The sequence below is a fragment of the Psychrobacter sp. NPDC077938 genome (assembly GCF_044542635.1).
Lineage (GTDB): Bacteria > Pseudomonadota > Gammaproteobacteria > Pseudomonadales > Moraxellaceae > Psychrobacter.
On the sequence record NZ_JBITUW010000001.1, the window covers coordinates 751,482 to 774,725 of the forward strand.

The window sequence follows — 23,244 nt, forward strand, 5'->3', positions numbered from 1 at the left end:
TGCAGCGACTTAGCTCGCTGTGGTATCGCGTAGCAGAAACACAGCGGGCTTTAGTCGCGGCTCTAGTGGACAGACAAGATAGTAGCGGAAAGCGAGATTAGCTCCAGATATTTCTAGGCAAAAAAAACACCCAACCAAGTTGAGTGCTTTTTTATTTATGACAAGCTGTTCATCAATTCAAAAAATTTGAGTAGCGAGGAAAACGAGTGATAGCACTACATCAAGTAGGCTGAACGAGTTTGACGACGCTAATCAGATTTTTAGTTTGATGTTATTCCCACTCAATCGTTGCAGGTGGCTTGCTCGAAACATCGTAAGTCACGCGTGATACTTCAGCGATTTCATTCATAATGCGGTTCGATACGGTCTCGATCAAATCATATGGCAGATGCGCAAAGCGAGCCGTCATAAAGTCTACAGTTTCAACCGCACGTAGCGCGATTACCCATGCATAGCGGCGGCCATCGCCGACCACGCCGACAGATTTGATTGGTTGGAATACGGCAAATGCTTGTGCAGTCTTGTCATACCAGCCTGAACGCTCAAGCTCTTGCATAAAGATCGCATCGGCCAAACGCAAGATATCAGCGTATTCTTTTTTAACTTCACCAAGGATACGCACGCCCAAACCTGGACCTGGGAACGGATGACGATAGATCATTTTGGCTGGTAAACCCAAGGTAATACCAAGCTTACGCACTTCATCTTTGAACAAATCACGTAACGGCTCAATCAGTTTAAATGCCAAGTCATCTGGCAAACCGCCTACGTTATGGTGGCTCTTAATCACATGCGCTTTGCCTTGATGCGACTTAGCAGATTCGATCACGTCTGGGTAAATCGTACCCTGTGCCAAAAACTCAACGACTTTACCATCGCTCTGCTCGCTCACTTGACGGGCGCTATCAGCGAATACGTCGATGAACGTCTTACCGATGATTTTACGTTTCTTCTCTGGATCAGACTCACCTGCTAGCGCATCTAAGAACAAATCTTCAGCATCAACACGGATGACTTTTACGCCCATGTTTTCTGCAAAGATTTGCATGACTTGGTCACCTTCATGCAGACGCAATAGGCCGTTATCAACGAACACACAAGTCAGCTGATCGCCGATTGCTTTGTGCAATAGCGCGGCAACGACTGAACTATCAACACCGCCCGATAGACCTAGCAATACTTGCTTGTCACCGATTTGCTCTTTTAGCTGTGCGATACGCATATCAGCGATATTGTCTGGCGTCCACTCACCTGCACATTCACAGATTTGATGCACGAAACGACCAAGCAGCGCTTGACCTTGTAACGTATGCGTCACTTCTGGATGGAACTGTAGGCCGTAGTATTGCTTATCATCATTGGCCATAATCGCGATTGGACAGCTTGGTGTGCTAGCGATGATGTCAAAGCCTTCAGGTACTTCGATGACCTTGTCACCATGACTCATCCAAACGTTTAGTTTGGCAGCAGCGCCGTCAGTCTTACTGTCTTCGATACCGTCAGTCAGCTGCGAGTGACCATTTACTTCGATGGTCGCTGCACCAAACTCATGAATATCACTGGCATGAACTTGCCCGCCGAAACGATCTGCCATTGCTTGCATACCGTAGCAGATACCTAGTACTGGCACACCTAGATCAAATACCGCATCGTTGATACGTGGGCTGTTTTCTGCGTGGACGCTCTCAGGGCCACCTGACAAGATGACGCCTTTTGCGCCAAAATCGATGATGCGCTGAGTGTCGATATCATAAGGGAACATCTCACAAAACACCCCAGAATCGCGCACACGGCGGGCGATTAACTGGCTATATTGCGAGCCAAAATCGAGGATTAAGATGCGATCTTCTTTGATTGCAGGAGTGGCAGCAGCAGTGGTCATAAATCGATATCCATCAATAGATAAATTGGTGCCCTATTTTAACAAGTTTACGCCCTCTATTGGCTATTAGATGATTAATTATTCACGATTATTATTCGCGCATACCCTCAATTTGAATAATTACTCTCTAAGTAATGACAAAAATAAGCAAAGAGTAGATAGCAAACCCAATTACGAGCAAACTATCTTCTTCTCTATTCATCAGCCATTTACTAGGTTTACTACGTAATATCACCTAACGCTGAGTGCATACGATTCAACCCTTCTAATAGCAATGCTCTAGGACATGCGACATTAATACGCATTTTAAGATGCCCTTCTTCACCATATTTGAATCCCGCACTCAACTCAACCTTGGCAGCGCGAAGGGTGTCATAAAGCACTTGATCCTCTTGAGCATACGCTGAGCAATCTACCCAAATTAAATACGAGGCTTCTGGGCGCATGACCTTAATCTTCGGCAAATGCGCTTCTAAAAATTGCACGGTTAGTTCAATATTGGCTTCGATATAACTAAGCGCCTGCTCTAGCCACTCACCGCCTTGCTCATAAGCCACACGCATAGCCGTATAAGCAAATAAATTCAGCTCATACTCGTCATTTAGGTTTTGCTGCTGGCTAATTTTTTTGACTAATTCCTTATCTGTTGCAAATATCATAGAGCCTTTGATGCCTGCGATGTTAAAGGTTTTGGTCATTGATGTCAGGCTAACCACGTTATGCTCGTAGCCTTTTGCTAGTGTTAGAAATGGTATAAATGTGTGGTCCGTTAAGGTCAAATCTTGATGAATCTCGTCACTAACAATCGCCACATTGTGCTTTTTGCAAATCGCAAGTAGCGCTTCCAGCTCGTCCTTCGTCCATACACGCCCGCCAGGATTATGCGGATTACAGAGTAGATAAAGCTTAACCTCATGCTCGATGATTTTGGCTTCGATATCAGCCAAGTCTAAACGATACTTACCTTCGTCTTCTTTTAATGCAGAGAGTACAAGCTTGCGACCATTTTGCTCAACCTTAGTCGTAAAAGGCGTATAGATAGGATCGTTGACCATTACGGCCTCGCCTACCTTGGTAAAAACATTCATCATCAGCGCTAGGCTTGGCACAACACCCGGGGAAAACAAGATATTTTGCTTCTCTAACTGCAAGTTATAACGACTGCCATGCCAGTTAATAATCGAATCGTACAAAGCGTCAGTAGGTTTGGTATAGCCCAATATGCCATGCTGCACTGTTTGCTCAATTGCGTTTAAGATAGGCTGCGCAGCCTTAAAATCCATATCCGCAACCCATAACGGAATCGTGTCATCGGTATAGTGCCATTTGAGTGACCCTGTATTACGTCTATCGACTATCTCATCAAAGTTATATTGCATTGGTACTCTTCTTATTTGGAATAATAATGGTTTGAAACGTCAAAAATACAGCGCAATATGTGCACTATATTATAAATATACGCTACGCTATCTGCTGTAGTAGATTAAGGCGTGTTCGATTTTTTACACATAATTAAAGTGCTTTTAGACCTTAATTATCCATTTATCGGCTTAAATAACCTTCAAAGATATAAAGTAAACATTATTTCAATAATGGTTAAAAAATAATGCTACATTAAGGTTTCGGACTCTACCTATCATAAAGTTATTTGTGCCAGAGTGCGCTGATGTTGCCATGATTATAATCTATCAACATCTACCCAAACTATCTAATAAGCCATCAAGGCTAACAAAAAGGAATGAAGAATGAAAATGGACTTTTTACCGAAATCAGTACTAAAGATTAGTGCCTTCACCTTTGCCATTGCCGCAACCGCTTCTTGCACTGCTATGGCAACAGGAACTGACCATCAGACTGCAAACGCAACTAGCAGCACCGCTATCACTCTTGGCAACGCTGCCACAACTAGCGGCACCAATGATACCGTTGCCATCGGTAGTCAGGCCAATGCAGGTCTAAACTCAGCTACTGCTGTTGGCGGTCAAGCTAACGCTGCTGGTCTAGGCTCAACCTCTATCGGCTGGCAGTCAAAAGCCACCGCTGAACGTGCACAAGCTTTTGGTCATCTAGCCAATGCAAGCGGTATGCGCTCTACCGCTGTTGGTGAAGCGGCTATGGCACAAGGCGCAACTTCCGTCGCGGTCGGTAATAAATCTATGGCGGGCGGCATGAACAGTATCGCTATCGGTAACGAGGCGAAAGCATCCAAAGACAACCAAGTCGTCCTAGGTAACGCTGGACAAGTGCAATCGAGTACCGCAGCACAATCAGGTACGGTCAGAATCGTCACGATCGATGACAACGGCACTTTGGGTACTATGATGGTTGATTACTACCAAAAAGCTAAATAATTATAGTTGAGTGGTTAACACTGACGCTATTGTAGTCAGTCATACTAGATAAAACAAAAAACCTTGCGATTGCGAGGTTTTTTTTGGGTGGTATGTTTGGTTCGCTTGATGGTGTTTTGAAGTGCTGCTTTAGATTTCGTGGTTATTAGAGCTACTATAAAATTGGAGCTAATCCTGCCATCCGCTATTATCTGCTTACCTAGGCGTGGCGCGGCCATGGTTTGGGGTATTCCTGTTTGGTCACGAGACTGCCCCAAAACCTAGCCTTCGCAACACGCCTATTCAAGCAGGATAGCCGCTACTGTCAGGGCTAAACCGCATCTCAAGACAAAATCTATAGATATATCGAAAATTAATTAAGAGCTGTAGAATGAGTTAACGAATCATCAAGCCTGATAATATCCATTAATCCTAAGTTTTCAATTAGTTCAGTCTTTGCCGAACTCAACTCTGGTACTGTAATAAATAAATTCTGTATAGCCCTACTTACAGCAACATATTTTAGTCTATGTTCTTCTGATCCATCTAGATCAGGAGCAGTTATAAAATTAAGTTTTTTCTCATCGTCTAGGACAAGTAATACATTCTCAAACTCAGCACCTTTTGATTTGTGTATAGTTATATTATTACTGGTATCTTCAACAATATTTACACACAAAGCTAAGCTCTTATAATGAGTGTTGTCATAGAAAATCTTAGGTTTTCCACCAGATATTTTTGGTAATTTATCGATATTAGAATCTATTCGTAATATATTATAAAAATTTATTAGTGGTTCGTCACAGTATTCACTATATCTACTATTAAGCAGAAAAAGTAAGTCAAGTGCATACCGTTTACTCTGATCACTTCTAGAGAAATACTTCTTAAGCTCGTTCAAAGCTTCTTTAATTTTATTTTCGCGGCATAGTTCCACTGCTTTCACACATGCGATAACTAGTCTATAACGCTTAACATTATCAAACCCTTTTAATTCATCAAAAAGTTTATCATCTAAATCTATTCCTTCCACATCTTTCTTCAAGGCATTAGCTGTTATATTTCTCCAAGAAAGAGTTATGACCTCCTCTCCTGACTGTTCATTTTTTATTTTTTGTAAAACATCTAATCTATCTCCAATGTAAAGGACAGGCGTGCTTCCATTAAAATCGTCTTTACCCTGTTGTTTAAAGTTAGGCCTTATATGGTTTAATAAGTTAATAATCTCTTTCGTACTACGTCTATTATTATCTATTTTATAATCTCGTATGCCTTCTAGCCGAAAATCACCAAACTGTTTTGGGAGTGCGCCTTGAAACTGAAATATAGACTGCGCAATATCACCAATAATCCCTACAATAGTGTCTTGCGCCCCAATCTGACGCAATAATTCAACTTGAATAGGGTTACTATCTTGAAACTCGTCTACAAAAAAATAGGGGAACTTAGCTCTTAAAACATCTAAGACAAAAGGATGTTTTTCGATTATTTGAAAACTAAAAAATAATACATCATCATGATGCAAGAAACCTCTGCTCCAATGCAGTATTTTGAACGCCTCTAAATCTACTTCTAAAAGTTCAAGACATTTTTTTGACAAAGGTCTTCCCTCTATACGAGACTTTGTTCTATCCGCTGTTATAACTAAGTTTTCATTAACATCAAATTTATAATAGATAGAAGAAAGCCAGCTAGCTAGTCTAGTTAAATTTTCCGGAGTCTTTAACTGCTTTAAAGTGTAGGGATGCTTTAGAAAGGATTGATTAGTATGTTGGTTTAGCCAATCTCCAATCGTCCTTCGGCTTATCGGTACATTATCATGACCATCCAACCTAGAAGTATCAAACCCATAGTCATCTGCGATAAAATATATATACGGCTTTATAACATGTCTATATAGAAAACTATGGATTGTTGAAACCTCTACTTGATTAGACGATGAACCTAGCCTCTCTCTAATTATTTCTACTGCTGTATTGGTATAAGTAATACAAGCGACTTTTCTACTTTTATCTAATCGCTCAGATGTGTGTAAAACTTCTTTAATATGATTAACGAGCCAATGAGTTTTACCTGCACCGGGTCCAGCTAACACTCTAAAATGATGTTCGATATCACTAAGCTTATCACCCGAGTCAATTCCTGTAGGCTCTACTTGCATATCCATTTTAGAGCCTCCTCAATATACTTAGGGACAACAAAATCTTCGGTATTGTTAGTTAGATTTTCCTCAAGAGCATATGCTAGCTCTAGCGCATTCTCTCCTTTCCCAATTGAATTTAAATATCTTGAGGCTATAACGGCTTTTATTTTATCTTCTTCACTCCAAGTATCACCTAGTGCTTCAATCGCTTCCTTAATTCTTTGATTTTCTGTACTAAGCTCTTTATTAGGGTCACTTCTATTACCTAATAAAGCTAAACAATCACTCAAAGTACTGCTCTCGTTTAAGTCCATCATTTTCTGGATTTCAGATTTATTAGACATGCTTTCAGTCAGTAATAACTTACATTTCGGATTGTATAAAGCAAAATCATATTCAAGTGTCTTTCCTTTGCAAACTTCTTGACTAAAAAATCTTATATTTTTATGGTTTTTATATTTATCTATTGGGTCTTGCGAATGATTTTTATATTCAACATTATCACTAGGTACTCCATATTCAAACGGATAACATTTATGAAATTTGCCATTATTATTCTTTCTTTCTGGATCTCTATCGGTCAGACAGACCACTTTTTTTAGTATTGCCGAACTATTTAGATGAGTATCAAAAATTTTCAAAAAATGATCGAAATATCTACCTCCTATATTAACGACAACAATATGATTATCTTCCAAAGATAGACCTAAATACTTTGCTAGTACACTGATAAGTAGCTGTTCTGCTATCCCTTCTACCAATATAATTTTTTCAGCAAATAGCATGTTTGACTTAGTTGCATCTAAAAAACGTTGTATATATTTCTTAGATTTTTTATCTTCAACAGAATCATTGAAGATTTTACCCAAGTATCCAACCCTAGTGCTTTCATCAATATCATGATGTAAACATATTATCTCGTCTAACTCTGTCGCTGATGTTATATGGGTCGAATGTGAAGTAATAAAGATTTGTCTAACAGTATCATTGCTAATGTTAGTTTTCAGAAACTTTAGAAATTTATCTTGCATTGATGGATGTAAATGCGCTTCAGGTTCCTCAATGACTAGCATAGGGAATATTTTAGAGTTACTTCCTAAGTATCTTTCATCGGAATCTGCTTGCATTTGTGCCAATAAAATAGAGATATAAATGAGGTTGTTATATCCTAAACCATTATGAGAAGCAGGAATCTTAAACCCTGTCTTTTCCTCAATAATTAACCTCAAAAAACCTAACATTTCAATATCTGATGTTTCACCCTCAAAATTAGGGGTAGATTTTAAAGAAGCACCTGTATCATTGGCATAAGCTAAAATTTTATTTTTACCGCTATCTATTCGCGTATCTAATACTTTAATAAGCTCTGAAGCTTGATTATAAAAACTTTCTCTATTATTTTTTAAATCAATATCCTTCTGTTCGTCTGTATCCTGTGAGATTTTAATATCATAGTCTATGAAAAAACTTAGGACATTTTTCAACATGATATTACGCCCTGAGGTAAGGTCTCTTTCTACGTCCCTAATAGCATCAAGAAACTGAAAATCAAACTTTTGCAATAACTCTCCATCAGCTTGATTTTGATTAGCTACTTCACCACCCCAAATTTTATATGTGTAAAACCGAAGGAATTCATTACTAATAGTCTTAAACGCCTCATTTTTCATTCTACTTATAGGGCCTACGAGGGGTCTACTCAACAGAATATATTTCATAGTATATGGAGCGCAGAAGCCAGAACGATATGAACCTAATATGTCATTCATTCTGTCAAAATATGCATTTTCATATCTCTCAGGCAGAAAGAATTCATAGGTAAGCTTCGCCTCATAATCTTCAGTAAGTGAAGTTAACCATTCGCTGACCGTAACTAAATCATCATTGTTAGAAGTATTACCCTTAGAGATCGTTACCGTAATAGATATTTTTGGAGAGAGCTGTCTTAGCTCATCTAAAGAAGCATGCATGTTGAAATCATGAATACTTAAACGCTTTTTAGAATTTGGATTTAAAACCAACCCTAAAGCGTTGATTAGATTGGATTTACCAGCATTATTATGACCTATAATGACATTAATACCATCATTAAACTCAATTTCATTACTTCTAAAGTTCCTAAAATTTTCTATTTTTATTTTTGATATATACATTTAATGTTAGCCTTTAGATTATGTGTAAAAGAGAGTTATTTCCCCTTAAACTCAGCCTCACGTCTCTCAACCATCGCCATTACACCTTCTTTGGCATCTTCTGAATGAAACAGTGGCGGCAGATAGCTATGGATATTGGCCAATGCAGTCGCTGCACCATTACGGCTGGCATCTTGTGCTGATGACAATGCTCCTCTCACACCCAAAGGCGCGGCTTTGCAGATCTCTTGGGCAAGCGTTAATGCACGCTCATATTCAGTGCCGTTTGCTACCACTTCACTGACCAAATTCAGCCTATCAGCCGTTTGCGCATCGAATGCTTTACCTGTCAGCAGATAGGGCATGGCTTTTTGCCAGCCAGCAGCGGCTACAAAACGTACCGTCGCCCCGCCAAATGGCATGATGCCGCGCTGTACTTCCATTTGTGCAAAGTTGCAGTTATCACTAGCGATAACCACATCACTGTTGAGCATCAGCTCGATAGCCACGGTGAAGCAAGTACCTTTTACCGCGACGACCACTGGTTTGGTACGCAGTTTTCCACTGATACCCCATGGGTCGATTTGATCATCACTAAACTCAAACACGCCATCGTTTAGCTTGTCTTGTAGCTCTACCAAATCTAGCCCAGCGGTAAAGTGATCTCCATGCGCAAATATCAGCGCACAGCGTAAGTTATCGTCCGCCTCGTAGCGAGTCATGGCGTCAGACAGTTGGGCAATCATATGACTGTCAAAGGCATTGCGTTTATTGGCGCGATTTAGCCCGACAAGGCAAACATGGCCTTGCGTGTTATAAGTGATGCGGTTTTCTGTGGCGTTACTATCCGTAGTCATGGTTCTATCCTTGTTAAAGTAATCATTGGCATATAATGAGTGGTTATATAGTCAAATCTCGATAATTTATCTATAGAGATTGAGCGATAAGTCACCTTTAATATAGACACCCTCGTTCTATAACACAAGCCATAGAGGTGACTCGCATAGTGCAAAAATCGATAAAAGTTGACCTCATTTACGATAAGTGCAACTATGTTGCAGGTCTAAATATGGTTCAGAGTATTTTATGGAATTTTGGCACGGTTTTTTACTCATCACTAGCGTACATCTATTGGCTGCGGCCTCACCTGGCCCTGATTTTGTCTTAGTCTCGCAGCAGACATTAGCAAAAGGCCGACGCACAGGTTTGATTTGTAGTCTCGGTATTACCTTAGGTCTTGCCGTACACATAATCTATTCGGTGCTAGGACTGGCAACGGTCATCGCACATTCGCAGCCACTATTGACTACGATTAAATTGCTGGGCGGTGGCTATCTGATTTATCTCGGTTGGCAAGGCATCCAAGCAAAGCCTAAAAAACCAGCAGATTTAGACACAGCTCATCTTTCAGAAAAAACACATGCTTTGGAAAAAGCAGACCCGCAAGTAGGTTCAAGCGCTCACTTTTCACAAGATTCGCTTACTAGCCAGACCACATCTGCAACAAAAGAAACCACTATCGAAAAATCGCCTAGTAATGGCGAATCCACCTTTGCCACGTTGCGTCGCGGTTTCCTTTGTAATGTCTTTAATCCAAAAGCGCCTGTCTATTTTGTAGCCATTTTTACTCTTGTATTGTCGCCTGACATACCGCTTTGGCAATTGGCTATTTATGGCGTATGGATGATGGTGTTACAGATGGCGTGGTTTAGTACGGTCGTCATGCTACTTTCTATCCCTGCGGTACATCGACGCTTCCAAAGGTTTGAGCATTGGATCGACCGTGTATTGGGTACTGCGATGATCGTATTAGGGCTTAACTTGATATTGCGTCATCGATAAGCGACCGATAAAGCGCGGATAAACAATTAGCAACCTGCGAAATCTGCTACACTGGCTACTTATATCCATATATCGTAGCCTGACATTATGACAAGTAAGCCCATGACCCGTAACCCTGCAAATAGTAAACACAGAAACAGATCTCCTGCGACCGCAAAGAAACTCGGTCAGCTGCACCCACGCAACCCGCACCAAGGTCGTTATGACTTTGCGGTATTGACTCGCGCCTTACCCGAGCTTGCTGACCACACCATTACCAATCCTAAAGGTGAGTCGACGATTAACTTCTCGGATCATCAAGCTGTTCGCGTGCTGAATAAAGCACTATTGGCGAACTATTACGGGGTTAAGTTTTGGGACATTCCTGAAGGTTATCTATGTCCGCCTATTCCTGGACGTGCCGATTATATTCACTATATCGCGGACTTGTTGGCGCAAACCACTCACGTAAACGCCGATAACACACCGCCAACGGGTAAAGAGATTCATGCGCTTGATATCGGTACTGGTGCCAGTGCTATCTATCCTATCGTCGGTAGTCAGAGCTATGGCTGGCGCTTCACGGCAAGTGACATTGACCCTATTTCGGTCAACACCGCAGCGCTGATTTGTGAAGCCAATCCAAAGCTGAAAAGTGCGGTCAAGGTCAAGCTACAGCCTGAGCCTAAGTTTATCTTTAAAAACATCATTGGTCGTCAAGATTATTTTGACGTCGTGGTTTGCAACCCTCCATTTCATGCTTCATTAGAAGAAGCGATGGAAGCCAATAGCCGAAAGCAACATAACTTGCAGCGCCATCGTGGTAAGAATGAAAGCGAGCAAATCAGCCGCAATTCAACCAAATCAGGCAACGCTGCGCAAAACCTAAACTTTGGTGGTCAGCACAAAGAGCTATGGAGTGAAGGTGGCGAGATTGCGTTCTTGACTAAGATGGCAAAAGAAAGTCAGAGCTTTGCTGAGCATGTGGGTTGGTTTACTACTTTAGTATCAAAATCTGAAAACGTTAAGCCATTGCAATTATTGTTAAAGCAGCTAAACGTCGCTCAAATGCGTATTATCGAAATGAGCCAAGGTCAGAAAAGCACTCGCGTACTAGCTTGGCGTTTTGATACTGACGAAGAGTAATCACTAAGCAAAATTGTAAATTCGAGTTTCACGTGAAACAAAAAAGTACCGCTTTGATATTCAAAGCGGTGCTTTTGTATAAATACTCAGTAAAAATCTAAATAAATTAGCTAAAAAACATCACTTTTAGACCAATCGCAATAAGCACGATACCGCCCAATGCTTCAGCTTTATTCTCTAGCCATGTGCCTGAGCGACGTCCCAAATAGACCCCGAGCCAGCCAAATATAGCGGTTACTACAGCGATAATAAGGCAGGCTAACCACGCGTTCAGTGCCAATAAATTCAGCGTAAACCCTGCCGCCATTGCATCAATACTGGTTGCAACCGCTAATGTAAACATAGTGCGATGATTGATATGTCCATGCTTACTCGTGGCTGTTACTGTGTCACTACCAGTATTAATAGCATCATCATTGACGTCCAGATCATCACTGTCAGTATCTGACTCATCAGCAGTAAACACTTCGTAAAGCATTTTCCCACCTAGAGCAATCAAAATAGTACCACCAATCCAAGGTGCAGCAGCGGCCAACCAACCCAACATTGCCGCACCTAATAAGTATCCGATAAGAGGCATGACACCTTGAGCAATACCAAAGTAAAGCGCAGCATAAATAGCCAAACGCAGTACATATTGATGACTGTATTTTTGAGCCTTAGCACCCAGCCCAATCGACACTGCAAACGCATCCATCGCCAAAGCAATAGCGAGTAAAATTACTTCAACCATTTGATTCCCACAAATTATAATTATTAAATAATAGCAACGTTAAAAAATGAGTTTCACGTGAAACAAAAATACCGCCTTGAATATCAAAGCGGTATTTTTATAAATTGTCAGTAACCAATTTTAAATTTAGATATCTAAGTTCGATACTGTTAGCGCATTCTCTTCAATGAAGATACGACGCGGCTCAACGTGATCACCCATCAAGCAAGTAAACATATGGTCAGCGGCGATAGCATCTTCGATGGTGACGCGTAGCATACGACGGTTTTCAGGATCCATCGTTGTATCCCACAGCTGGTCGGCGTTCATCTCACCTAGACCTTTATAACGCTGGATAGCTAGACCACGACGCGCATCCAGCATCATTTGTTGCCATAGGTAATCGAAGTCACGCACTGGGATGTCTTTCGTTGTTCCCGCACTTGCTTCACGGCGGATAAAAGCATCGCTCTCAAGCAACGTATTCCACTCGCTTGATAAACGTAGCAACTTGCCATACTCACCCGAGTTGATGAAGCTAGCATCTAACAGATAATGGTGTGCCAGTTGATGCACGTATACCGTGACGCGTGGTAGCCACTGTGCCTTGGTAGATAAAGCCTCACTATCAGATGCTTCGCCTTCTTCAGTTCCTACTACTGGCGTCATACCCAATAAATCTGCTGCGGCTGCATCCATGTTTTTTGGCTGCGGCGCATGGATATTAACCAATTCAATCTCAGGGCTTAGATCGCTACCGAAGTGATCAAGCTTAGTCTGCATTGCTGCTTTCCATTCCTGCATGGCAGACTCATCATAAGTCATATCAGTGCTAAGTTTTGGCGTATGCGTCAATGCGTCCAAAATCACCGCTGGGAAGCGAATCTGCAGACGTGCTTTGATCAACTGCGTTTGGTTGTAGTCGTTAAGCAGTGTCTCAAGCGCTTGACCAGTAATCGCAGGCGCATCAGCACTGATATGCAGCTTAGTATTATCAATTGTTGAAGACAATAGATACGCTTTAAGCGCTTCATCATCTTTTAGATATAACTCTTGACGACCTTTTTTTACTTTGTATAGCGGTGGCTGAGCAATATATACATAACCACGCTCGATCAATTCAGGTGTTTGACGGAAGAAGAACGTCAATAGCAACGTACGAATATGCGATCCATCAACGTCGGCGTCGGTCATGATGATGATTTTGTGGTAGCGTACTTTATCAGGATTATACTCATCAGGACCAATACCACAACCTAATGCAGTAATCAGGTTACCCACTTCGGCAGATGATAGCATCTTGTCAAAACGAGCACGCTCGACGTTTAGAATCTTACCTTTTAGTGGCAAAATTGCTTGCGTTTTACGACTACGACCCTGTTTAGCTGACCCACCTGCAGAGTCACCCTCCACAATGTATAGTTCAGATAATACTGGATCTTTTTCTTGGCAATCAGCTAACTTACCAGGCAGACCCGCAATATCCAAAGTGGTCTTGCGACGTGTCATTTCACGCGCTTTACGAGCCGCATCACGTGCTCGCGCTGCATCGATAATTTTATTAGCAATGGCTTTACCAGCACTTGGATTCTCTAACAGATAGTCATTAAATTTATCATGCATGGCTGATTCAACAGCAGATTTCACTTCGCTTGATACTAGCTTATCTTTGGTCTGACTTGAGAATTTTGGATCTGGTACTTTTACAGAGACAATTGCCGTCAACCCTTCACGAGCATCATCACCCGTTGCGGCTACTTTCTCTTTTTTGAATAAGTTTTCACGATCCATATAACTGTTCAAGCAACGCGTCAATGCTGAACGGAAACCAGATAAGTGAGTACCACCATCTTTTTGCGGGATATTGTTGGTGAAGCACAGTACTTTTTCGTTATATGTATCTGTCCACTGTAGCGCGACTTCTACGCTGATACCGTCATCTTGTTGACTGGTGAAATGGAATACATCGTTGATACCGTCTTTACCAGCATTGATATAGCTAACAAACTCTAGCAAGCCACCTTTATGCTCAAACTCATGACGCTTATCAATACGCTCATCAGTCAAAACAATACGCACACCAGAGTTCAAAAATGACAGCTCACGTAAGCGTTTTGCCAAGATATCGTACTCAAAGATCGTACCGGTAAACACATCACTGCTAGGATAAAAACGGATTTGTGTGCCCGTCTGATCAGTTGCTTCCATCTGTTGGATATCGCTATCAGGTACACCATCAGTATAAGTCTGATGGTAGTGATAGCCTTCACGCCAGATATTCATCTCAAGCTTTTGAGACAGAGCGTTAACTACTGATACCCCCACACCGTGCAAGCCACCTGACACTTTATAGCTATTGTCATCGAACTTACCGCCTGCATGCAATACCGTCATAATGACCTGAGCTGCTGATACACCTTCTTCTGGATGAATATCAACAGGCACACCGCGACCATTATCCATCACACTGACAGACTCATCTTCGTGAATAACGATATCAATCTGATCACAGTGACCAGCAAGCGCCTCATCGATAGAGTTATCCACTACCTCAAAGACCATATGATGCAAGCCTGTGCCATCATCGGTATCACCAATATACATACCAGGACGCACACGTACGGCCTCTAACCCACGCAATACGCGAATATCTTTAGAACTATAATCAGAAGGTAACACTTCTGAAACTACAGTAGGCACGGCGGCTTCAGTAGCACTGTCGTCTATCAATTGCTCGTGGTCAATAGGTAATGAATCACTCATGTACATTCCTTAATCTAGCCATAATCAGCCATTTACGATTAGCGCACTTATAAAAAGTCCGCTACATAATGGCATCTTAGAATTAACGTCTATTATTCATAATCTAGAGTGCATATGAGCAGCTAAACCACTAACCACCGTTAGCCTCAAAAAAGGCCGCACAGAGATAAAATTAGTAAATTACTTATTAGTAATAGTCTTTGTTTTTCTAACCATTGTTAAAACTATTGAAATAAATAAAATACATAATTATCAAATACTTATAGATAATTTAAAAATAGAAATTTTTTCTATGATGCTATCAAATAAATTGCTGAGCACAGGACAAAAATAAAGGGTTATTTTAACATTTTTTTGCTTCTAAGTCACTGTTTACTGAGAGTTTTACGGTCTGAGGAAGGTTGTTTTAACATAGTAATTGTTAGGACAAATAGTAGTGGCTAGTGTACTGAGTAATGAGAGGTGAAAGTAGATAGGTTATGGTCAAAAGTATAAGCAGAAGAATGAAATATTAGTTAGTAAGCAGAATCTCACCTTGTTTCACGTGAAACACATTTGGTTGTGGCCAAAGTTCATTAACTAAAGGTAAAATATCATCTGTCAGACTGGTCATGAATACTTGGCAAGGGAGTTTAGCAAGGGTCGATAGTAGTATTTCTATAGCTCTATCATCTAGTTCTGCAGTGATATCATCTAAGAGCACAATAGGTGTCGCTCTCGATGATAAATCATCATTGAGTGAGCTACTGCGCTCTTCATCGTTTAGCAACAGTGGCAGTTGCGATAGGCGCAGTGCCGTAATGAGCAGTTTCTTTTCACCGCGAGACAATACATTTGCTGCCTGCTCTTTCAAAGTCGGTAATTTGGTTTGAATACTATGTGCTGAAGCTGCTGTTCTGTGATCTGTCGTTTGGTCGCTTATAGACTCATCAGAACGCCAATGTACATGAATATCAGCACGATGATTGCCTATACGGGTATATCCCAATTGCAAATCCTGCTCTAACCGCTCATTAAGCTGCACATCTAGTGCGACACTGGTGTCGTAACCAGCGTTATAGCTTAGGCTCAGTTGCTCAGCATAAGATGGCAATAGCTGTATGATGCTCTTGGCAAAATAAGGCTGCCATTCAGTAAATACTTGCTCGCGATAATGATGAATCAAAGCAGCATGATTGCTCAGTCCTTTATCCCATGATTTCAGCTCAGCAAGCTGTACTTGGGTTAAATGACGAGTAATTTTTAGTAAACTATTGCGCTGTTTTAGGAGACGTTGATAAGCCATCCATTGTGGATGGAACCCTTGTTTCATGTGAAACACTAACCAATCTAGCAGCTGTCGACGGCTCGCACTTCCCTGCTCCAACATATCCATTGTCGATGGATCTATCAGTAACGTGGGTAACTGCTCTGTTAAGATACTTTGGTTGTAAACAGTGGTTTGATTGAGACGTAGGATAGTCGTAGCATCGGCTTGCTTTTGAATCGCTAAAGTACGACTATCATTGAGCTTAGCATGAACAGTCGTGTTATTTTGATGATGCTGGATATAACGTTTAGGCTGGTGATGGCGAAAGCTCTTACCTCTTGATAATAAGAATATAGCTTCTAGCAACGAGGTTTTACCGCTGCCATTTGCACCGATAATAACGTTGCAAGCAGCAGGCTCTAAGCTAATTTGAGTAAGGTTTCTAAGATGGGATATTTGTAGACGTTCAATCATAGTATCGATAGCCGCCCATTAAAGCCTGCTATTTAATCAGGCAAAAGTTTATTAAAAATAAATATTCAGTATTGGAAACCAAACTCTTTGAAACGTACTATTTCTATTCGATTTTATTTATTTCCAAAGAAAAACTCACTATATACGCATTGGCATAATGACATACTGATGGAACTCATCATTTAGTTGATTGACCAATACAGAGGCATTCGATTGGCTCATATGCATTTGTAAATCGCCTTGGATGACACCTAATACATCTTGCAGATAAGCAGCGTTAAACGACAGCTCCATCGGCTCACCTTGATACTTAGCTTGTATCATCTCTACTGCTTCATCCTGCTCAGCATTGTTGGCACGTACTTCGACCATACCATCGCTAGCAAAATTAAAGACCACACCACGAGATTTTTCATTACTCAAGATGGCAACACGACGTAGTACGTCTGTCATTTTTTCTTGACTGAATAAAGCCAGCTTGTCAGTATTGCTCGGCATCACACGGCGATAATCAGGGAACTTACCATCAATCAAACGCGCGGTAAATGTCACCATTAGATCTTGGCTAACTTGCCCTGCACTATCGACATCACCAAATGGTAAGCTTACTTGTAGAAACTCTCGACCGAAGCTCAGAGTAACTACGTTATCCTGATCACCCAACATTTTACCAAGCTCAGAAGCTAAACGCTCAAGCTCAATCACTGCCTTACGTGGCAAGATAGCTTGCATATTGAGATCTGCACTTACATTGATAACACTACGGGCTAATGCCAATCTATGGCCATCTGTTGCTACCGTTGTCAGTTGCTGCTGTGAAACGTCAAACAACATACCTGTTAAGTAATAGCGTACATCTTGAATTGCCATCGCAAACTGCGTTTTGTGAATCAAATCTGTCAGACGATTACGGCTAATAGTCAGAGGGGTGATATTTTCAGGGTTACCCAAGCTCGGATAGTCTTCGCTTGGCAATGTTCCTAATGTAAAACGGCTTTTACCACTAGTTAACAAGCAACGCTCATTTGCTTGAGTTGCTAGATTAACTTGCGCCTGTGCAGGTAGCGATTTACAAATATCTTTTAGCTTGGTTGCAGGAAGCGTCGTTGTACCTGCTTCTACACAAGCACCCGCAGGCAATTTCAATATCGATGTCAGCTCTACCTCTAAATCTGACGCTGTTAAGATAAGCTCAGAATCTGATAGCTGTAGCTTGATATTACCCAATATAACCATATTGTGGCGTTTATCAGCGGCTTTGGCGATCAAGTTGATAGCTTTTAGTAACGATTCTCGATTGATCGATAATTGCATGCTTAGTTACTCTTATTTGAATGATTCTTTTATAAAAATTTGTCGTAATGACTCAATAATACCTTGTCTGCTGACGATAATCTACAGAGCATCTGTGCACTTGTATTTTCGATATTATAAACCATCTGTATCTACTAAAACACAATGATATCTGGCGCTTTTATCCTGCCTGTAACATTAGAGCTAGGGTTTTATAATCCTTATCAAATGCAGGATCGGCTGCTCTTAACTCATTTACTTTATCGCAAGCGTGCATCACCGTCGTATGGTCACGTCCACCGAACGACTGACCAATTTCAGGGAAGCTATCGCCTGTTAATTCACGCGATAAAGCCATCGCTATTTGACGTGGTCTTGCAATACTACGCGTACGTTTACGTCCCATGATATCTTTGACCGTGACATCATAGTATTCAGCAACTATCTTACGAATGTTATCCATATTTACTGCCTGCACACGCATCGCAACGATGTCTTTTAGTGCGTATTGCACCATCTCAAGAGTAATCTGTGCCCCTGTTAAGTTAGCATTGGCAAACACTTGATTTAAGGCACCTTCTAAACGTCTGACATTAGACACCACATTTTGTGCAATGAATAGTGCACATTCCTTTGGCAATACCATACCGTAGGAGGCTGCTTTTTTCTGCAGAATTTGCACTCGAGTATCAATTTCAGGAGGATCAACGGCGACTGTCAAACCCCAAGAAAACCGCGATCTAAATCGTTCATCAAATTCTGTCATTTGAGAGGGATGTCGATCAGAGGCTAAAATAAGTTGTTTATCTCCACTAGTAAAATCTGCAAATAATGTTAGAAACTCATTACTACTTTTAGTCTTTCCTGCCAATACATGAATATCATCTACAATCAATAAATCTACTTTTTTTATTTTCTTTTTGAAATCTTCTATTTTATTATTTCTTAATGAATAAACTAATTGATTTATAAATTTCTCAGAAGTGAAATAATAAAAACTTTGATTATTTTTTAAATAACGATGAGCTACAGAATGCATTAAATGCGTTTTTCCCAATCCAGAAGGGCCGTATATAAATAAAGGATTGTGACGATTTTTTGATTGGCGCTTACCAAGCTCATAACAAGCCTTGTAAGCCAGATTATTGGATTTACCTGTCACAAAGGTTTCAAAAGTAAATTCGGGGTTCAGATAGCTTAATGACTTTGTATCAGCAGACTCAACTGGTTCATTATGACGCATGTTCGCGTCGATATCTGCTTTTGCATTGTTATGATGAATAGATTCAAATTTATGTTCGGATGGGGTAGGGGAGACGTCGTCTTCTACAAACAAAGAACCTGATTGACTGTTATCTTCTGCATTGCGGCCAGCATTATCAACACGTACAACGACCTCTTCAATACTACCTTGACTGTGTTTGGTCACCAACTGCTGAATATCTTGAAGATGATTCTTCTTGATATACGTCACAAAATAATCATTGGGAGCAAGAATAATCAAAGTTTGTGCTTCTTGATGAGCTGACAGAGGTCTCAGCCACATAGTAAACACGTTGTCTTTGACGTTATAACGCAAATCGTTTAGACATTTATCCCAAATATTTGCTGTGTCTATCATGAAAAGTACTGACCTTGTAATCTGAAATAATAGTTATTTTTTAGCAATATAAATTGCTACCTAAGCCTCGATATTACACGTAACAACTAACCAAAGAGTTCGTACTGATATCCTATACGAAGGTGTATATCAAGTAGCGCCTAATTTAACACAGATACCCTGTGGATAAAACCTTGTTTTTTGTGGATAAGACTGTGGACAGTTCTGTGCATAACTTTTACAAGCTAGTTATCCATATTTAACCCACAGTTTATCCACAGGCTTACCCATAGCCTAGTAAATTGATAATAAAAAGGAAAATAGACTTAACCACAGATAATCATAGTCCCAATAATAACAATACTATATTTATATTAATTAATTATTATTATAGTGTTTGAGCCAACCTGTGGATAACTTTGTAAATTATAGAATATATAACCATAAAATTTGGTTAACTAGAAATAGGTTTTAAGGAAATATCTTTACTAGATTTGTATGAGGTATTTCCTATTTAGGGACAAAGCAAATTAGTTTATTGACCAAAACTATACTGAATGGTATAATCCTCCGTTATTACGAATTTAGTCCATTATTTTGATAGGTGAGTTATGAAACGTACATTCCAACCAAGCGTGATCAAGCGTAAACGTACTCACGGTTTCCGTGCTCGTATGGCAACTAAAAAAGGCCGTCAGGTCTTAGCTCGTCGCCGCGCTAAAGGACGTCATCGCCTTACTGTATAATCAGTAGATTGCGATAAGCATGGCTAACAGTGCTTGTTGTGTTCTTATTGTTTATAGATTGCGATAGTCAATCATCACAACTGACACTTAGCCATATATTAAAAGCGCCCACATAGGCGCTTTTTTTGTCTCTATAATTTGTTATTATTTCTTCTATCGTTATTCTACTAGGTTGTACTATGTCCAATACTCTATCAGATACACCTGCAGCTAGTTTCACTAAACAGCACCGCCTGCTTACCCCTGCAGCCTTTCGTGAGGTATTTGACGCACCTGAGCGCAAGATTCATCAGAGTCATTTAATGGCTTTTGTACGCGCCAACGAGCATGCACAGCCGCGAGTCGGTATGGCTATTACTAAGCGTAAAGTACCTACTGCTGTCGCTCGTAATCTAATCAAAAGATATCTGCGTGAAGAGTTCCGTACCAAAGCTTTTAAAATGGAAAATAAAGATATTGTTTTTATTGTCAAAAAATCTATTAAAGATATAGATAATAAAGAACTAAAAAATCAAATAATTAATATTTTAAAAAAAATAGAAAAAAAATAAAATGAATATTTTTTTTAAAAGAATATTTATAAATAAATTTTTTTATAAAATATTTTTTAATTTAATTATTTTATATCAAAAAATAGTTAGTCCTATAATACCTGCTCGTTGTCGCTATTATCCAACATGCTCAAATTATGGCAAACAAGCTTTAACATGGCATGGTGCCCGTAAGGGTGGTTGGTTGTTGTTAAAACGTCTTAGTAGGTGTCACCCTTTAGGTGGGCATGGTATAGACTTTGTACCCTTACCCTTAGCTTCTTATATATATCAATACATATCTTTGACTGATATACCAAATACTGACAATCAGGGTTTGGGTGTCTATCGAGACATTACTAGCTATGCTTCACAGCTTAATTATTTGATGAAATCAACATAAAGTCGACATCTTTAGTCTCAGATAGATACTCTATTGAGTTACCCACAAGTTATCCACACTCTTGGTATCATTTGAGACAGATTTTTAGTAAAATGATGCACATTTTATGTAAATGACTACTGATGCAGTTGCAATGTGACAGGACAGCTGTGTAGTACAGTCATGACACATGCCCTAATTTTTCATTCCCTAATTTTTTAATCTAGGAAAGGTTTATGCAAAAGATATTTCGGGTGATGATCATCATTGCGATGCTAATTACCGCTTATCTGCTGATTTTGGCATGGCGAGATGATTATGCCGATGCTCCAGCTGTAGATGCGGTGCCAGAAACTACGAGTTCGGTAGGTGCTGACATTCCTTCTACTACTGGTGCAGCAGGTGATATCCCGGTACAGACATTACCTGTGGATAACAGTGCCGTGACAGCGACTCCTGCGAAAAACGCTGGTCTAATCACGGTAACAACTGATCGCTATGATATAAAAATCAATCCAGAAGGTGGTGATATTGTTTATGCTGCGCTCAAGCAGTATGACGCAACGCTCGATAGCGATAAGCCTTTCGTATTGTTAGAAAACAATAGTAACCGTGTGTATGTGGCTCAATCTGGACTTATTGGTCAGAACGGTATTGATACAGCAGAAGGTAGAGCGACTTATAGCCATACTGCTAACAATTATGTGATGGAAGATGGACAGCAAACGTTGTCAGTGCCGCTTACTTACAAAAAAGACGGCGTGACGATCACCAAGACTTTCACTTTCACTGAAAATAAATATCCAATCGATATTAGCTATCAGATCCAAAACGCGTCTACCAATGCTTGGCAAGGTCAGATGTTTGCGCAATTAAAGCGTGATGATAGTAAAGATCCTGGTATGTCTGATAAAGGCGCGCTGAGCATGGCGACTTATCTAGGCGGTGCTTGGGGTACACCAGATGATCCTTATAATAAGCTGAAATTTGGTGACTTTAGTGATGGTGAATTGACGACAACTAGCGATAAAGGCTGGGTTGGTATCGTACAGCATTACTTTGTATCTGCTTGGACGCCTGAAAACTTCACTGGCAAATTCTTCACACGTGAAACAGGTAGTGATTACTTTATCGGCTTCAATAGCCAACCAGTGAACGTAGCACCAAACAAGCAAGTTACTTTAAATGCAACACTGTATGCAGGTCCAAAAGTTCAGTCTGAGCTAAAAGACGTTGCGGTAGGCCTTAACAAAACAGTTGATTATGGTCTGCTGTGGCCAATATCAAAGGTCTTGTTTGCTATCTTGGAAGGTGTGCATAAGGTTGTTGGTAACTGGGGTTGGTCAATTATTTTACTGACTATCTTAGTAAAAATTGCCTTAATGTGGTTCTCTAATAAGAGCTATTACTCGATGGCTAAAATGCGTGCCATTGCGCCGAGACTCAAAGTGCTCAAAGAAGAGCATGGCGATGATCGTATGAAAATGTCGCAAGAAATGATGGCGATATACAAAGAAGAAAAAGTCAATCCGATGGCAGGTTGTCTACCTATCTTGATGCAGATGCCTATTTTCTTGGCTTTATATTGGGTATTGGTAGAGAGTGTTGAGCTGCGTCACGCACCATGGATTTTGTGGATTCAAGATCTGTCAGCGATGGATCCATGGTTTATCTTGCCGTTGTTAATGGGTGCATCAATGTTTGTACAGCAGCAGTTGAACCCGCAGCCAGCAGATCCGATGCAAGCAAAAGTCATGAAGTTCTTGCCGATTATCTTTACTGCATTCATGCTATTCTTCCCAGCAGGTTTGGTTTTATATTGGACAGTTAACAACTTGTTTAGTATGACTCAGCAATATATCGTCAATAAAAAAGTTGATGAAGAGCAGAAGCGTCGTACGGTAAAAGTGGTCGATTAACTAGCTTTTAGTTAGAAATACAAAAAAACCATCGCGCAAGCGGTGGTTTTTTTATAGGTGGTGGACAAGTGATAAATGTTATCCACAGCTTATCAACATCATCCACAGCTTATAAACATTGA

Annotated in this window: 17 protein-coding genes; 7 read left to right on the forward strand and 10 right to left on the reverse strand. The window is 40.4% G+C overall.

All coding sequences use genetic code 11. The features are described from left to right. Positions 1-271: 271 nt before the first annotated feature. The gene (gene guaA, locus ACIGBM_RS03215; protein ID WP_057757585.1) at positions 272-1,882 is read right to left on the reverse strand and encodes a glutamine-hydrolyzing GMP synthase; all 1,611 of its coding nucleotides are present in this window, start codon (positions 1,880-1,882) and stop codon (positions 272-274) included. Between the two features lie 221 nt (positions 1,883-2,103). Then, a complete protein-coding gene (locus tag ACIGBM_RS03220) occupies positions 2,104-3,261 on the reverse strand; it encodes a MalY/PatB family protein (RefSeq protein WP_397476720.1) in 1,158 nt (385 codons plus the stop codon). A 366-nt stretch (positions 3,262-3,627) separates the two neighbouring features. Between ACIGBM_RS03220 and ACIGBM_RS03225 the strand changes: the two genes are divergently transcribed. After that, positions 3,628-4,233 carry a hypothetical protein gene (locus ACIGBM_RS03225; RefSeq protein WP_397476721.1) on the forward strand — a complete coding sequence of 202 codons (606 nt, stop codon included), beginning with the start codon at positions 3,628-3,630 and terminating at the stop codon, positions 4,231-4,233. A gap of 352 nt (positions 4,234-4,585) precedes the next feature. Here ACIGBM_RS03225 and ACIGBM_RS03230 read toward each other — a convergent pair whose 3' ends face one another. Genes ACIGBM_RS03230 through ACIGBM_RS03240 form a run of 3 tightly spaced genes read right to left on the reverse strand, consistent with a single transcriptional unit; the run spans position 4,586 to position 9,344 of the window. Continuing rightward, positions 4,586-6,379 carry a UvrD-helicase domain-containing protein gene (locus ACIGBM_RS03230; RefSeq protein ID WP_397476722.1) on the reverse strand — a complete coding sequence of 598 codons (1,794 nt, stop codon included), beginning with the start codon at positions 6,377-6,379 and terminating at the stop codon, positions 4,586-4,588. After that, positions 6,364-8,508 carry an ATP-dependent nuclease gene (locus ACIGBM_RS03235; protein WP_397476723.1) on the reverse strand — a complete coding sequence of 715 codons (2,145 nt, stop codon included), beginning with the start codon at positions 8,506-8,508 and terminating at the stop codon, positions 6,364-6,366. Before ACIGBM_RS03235 ends, ACIGBM_RS03230 begins: the two co-directional genes overlap by 16 nt. Positions 8,509-8,543: 35 nt before the next feature. Next, on the reverse strand, positions 8,544-9,344 hold the full coding sequence (locus tag ACIGBM_RS03240; RefSeq protein WP_397476724.1) for a crotonase/enoyl-CoA hydratase family protein: 801 nt from the start codon (positions 9,342-9,344) through the stop codon (positions 8,544-8,546). Between the two features lie 229 nt (positions 9,345-9,573). On the opposite strand from ACIGBM_RS03240, the gene ACIGBM_RS03245 reads away from it, so the two are divergent. Then, complete coding sequence (locus ACIGBM_RS03245) at positions 9,574-10,329, forward strand: LysE family translocator (RefSeq protein ID WP_397476725.1); 756 nt, start codon at positions 9,574-9,576, stop codon at positions 10,327-10,329. An 87-nt stretch (positions 10,330-10,416) separates the two neighbouring features. After that, positions 10,417-11,454 carry a 23S rRNA (adenine(1618)-N(6))-methyltransferase RlmF gene (gene rlmF, locus ACIGBM_RS03250; protein ID WP_397476726.1) on the forward strand — a complete coding sequence of 346 codons (1,038 nt, stop codon included), beginning with the start codon at positions 10,417-10,419 and terminating at the stop codon, positions 11,452-11,454. A 106-nt stretch (positions 11,455-11,560) separates the two neighbouring features. Here the strand turns inward: rlmF and ACIGBM_RS03255 are convergent, their stop codons facing one another. The 5 genes from ACIGBM_RS03255 to dnaA form a co-directional block, all read right to left on the reverse strand. After that, on the reverse strand, positions 11,561-12,187 hold the full coding sequence (locus ACIGBM_RS03255; RefSeq protein ID WP_397476727.1) for a manganese efflux pump MntP family protein: 627 nt from the start codon (positions 12,185-12,187) through the stop codon (positions 11,561-11,563). 126 nt (positions 12,188-12,313) lie between these two features. Continuing rightward, on the reverse strand, positions 12,314-14,929 hold the full coding sequence (gene gyrB / locus ACIGBM_RS03260) for a DNA topoisomerase (ATP-hydrolyzing) subunit B (protein WP_397476728.1): 2,616 nt from the start codon (positions 14,927-14,929) through the stop codon (positions 12,314-12,316). Positions 14,930-15,440: 511 nt separating this feature from the next. Then, on the reverse strand, positions 15,441-16,652 hold the full coding sequence (recF, locus tag ACIGBM_RS03265) for a DNA replication/repair protein RecF (RefSeq protein ID WP_379543438.1): 1,212 nt from the start codon (positions 16,650-16,652) through the stop codon (positions 15,441-15,443). A 138-nt stretch (positions 16,653-16,790) separates the two neighbouring features. Beyond that, on the reverse strand, positions 16,791-17,966 hold the full coding sequence (gene dnaN, locus ACIGBM_RS03270; RefSeq protein ID WP_379543437.1) for a DNA polymerase III subunit beta: 1,176 nt from the start codon (positions 17,964-17,966) through the stop codon (positions 16,791-16,793). A gap of 160 nt (positions 17,967-18,126) precedes the next feature. Further along, the gene (gene dnaA / locus ACIGBM_RS03275) at positions 18,127-19,566 is read right to left on the reverse strand and encodes a chromosomal replication initiator protein DnaA (protein ID WP_101204765.1); all 1,440 of its coding nucleotides are present in this window, start codon (positions 19,564-19,566) and stop codon (positions 18,127-18,129) included. Between the two features lie 590 nt (positions 19,567-20,156). Between dnaA and rpmH the strand changes: the two genes are divergently transcribed. The 4 genes from rpmH (at position 20,157) to yidC (ending at position 23,122) form a co-directional block, all read left to right on the forward strand. Then, entirely contained in the window at positions 20,157-20,291 is a 135-nt protein-coding gene (gene rpmH, locus ACIGBM_RS03280; protein WP_007394757.1) for a 50S ribosomal protein L34, read from the forward strand. Positions 20,292-20,470: 179 nt separating this feature from the next. After that, a complete protein-coding gene (rnpA, locus tag ACIGBM_RS03285; RefSeq protein ID WP_397476729.1) occupies positions 20,471-20,842 on the forward strand; it encodes a ribonuclease P protein component in 372 nt (123 codons plus the stop codon). Between the two features lies 1 nt (position 20,843). Further along, positions 20,844-21,224: a membrane protein insertion efficiency factor YidD gene (gene yidD, locus ACIGBM_RS03290; RefSeq protein ID WP_397476730.1), complete on the forward strand. Its 381-nt coding sequence runs from the start codon at positions 20,844-20,846 to the stop codon at positions 21,222-21,224. Positions 21,225-21,439: 215 nt separating this feature from the next. Then, positions 21,440-23,122: a membrane protein insertase YidC gene (gene yidC, locus ACIGBM_RS03295; protein WP_102094844.1), complete on the forward strand. Its 1,683-nt coding sequence runs from the start codon at positions 21,440-21,442 to the stop codon at positions 23,120-23,122. Positions 23,123-23,244 lie beyond the last annotated feature (122 nt).

Coding starts and splice junctions, on each gene's coding strand:
- dnaA (WP_101204765.1), bottom strand. CDS start 19,566: ATGATAGACACAGCAAATATTTGGGATAAATGTCTAAACGATTTGCGT.
- ACIGBM_RS03220 (WP_397476720.1), bottom strand. CDS start 3,261: ATGCAATATAACTTTGATGAGATAGTCGATAGACGTAATACAGGGTCA.
- ACIGBM_RS03245 (WP_397476725.1), top strand. CDS start 9,574: ATGGAATTTTGGCACGGTTTTTTACTCATCACTAGCGTACATCTATTG.
- yidD (WP_397476730.1), top strand. CDS start 20,844: ATGAATATTTTTTTTAAAAGAATATTTATAAATAAATTTTTTTATAAA.
- ACIGBM_RS03255 (WP_397476727.1), bottom strand. CDS start 12,187: ATGGTTGAAGTAATTTTACTCGCTATTGCTTTGGCGATGGATGCGTTT.
- ACIGBM_RS03240 (WP_397476724.1), bottom strand. CDS start 9,344: ATGACTACGGATAGTAACGCCACAGAAAACCGCATCACTTATAACACG.
- yidC (WP_102094844.1), top strand. CDS start 21,440: ATGCAAAAGATATTTCGGGTGATGATCATCATTGCGATGCTAATTACC.
- ACIGBM_RS03235 (WP_397476723.1), bottom strand. CDS start 8,508: ATGTATATATCAAAAATAAAAATAGAAAATTTTAGGAACTTTAGAAGT.
- rlmF (WP_397476726.1), top strand. CDS start 10,417: ATGACAAGTAAGCCCATGACCCGTAACCCTGCAAATAGTAAACACAGA.
- recF (WP_379543438.1), bottom strand. CDS start 16,652: ATGATTGAACGTCTACAAATATCCCATCTTAGAAACCTTACTCAAATT.
- ACIGBM_RS03230 (WP_397476722.1), bottom strand. CDS start 6,379: ATGGATATGCAAGTAGAGCCTACAGGAATTGACTCGGGTGATAAGCTT.
- rpmH (WP_007394757.1), top strand. CDS start 20,157: ATGAAACGTACATTCCAACCAAGCGTGATCAAGCGTAAACGTACTCAC.
- rnpA (WP_397476729.1), top strand. CDS start 20,471: ATGTCCAATACTCTATCAGATACACCTGCAGCTAGTTTCACTAAACAG.
- gyrB (WP_397476728.1), bottom strand. CDS start 14,929: ATGAGTGATTCATTACCTATTGACCACGAGCAATTGATAGACGACAGT.
- guaA (WP_057757585.1), bottom strand. CDS start 1,882: ATGACCACTGCTGCTGCCACTCCTGCAATCAAAGAAGATCGCATCTTA.
- ACIGBM_RS03225 (WP_397476721.1), top strand. CDS start 3,628: ATGAAAATGGACTTTTTACCGAAATCAGTACTAAAGATTAGTGCCTTC.
- dnaN (WP_379543437.1), bottom strand. CDS start 17,966: ATGCAATTATCGATCAATCGAGAATCGTTACTAAAAGCTATCAACTTG.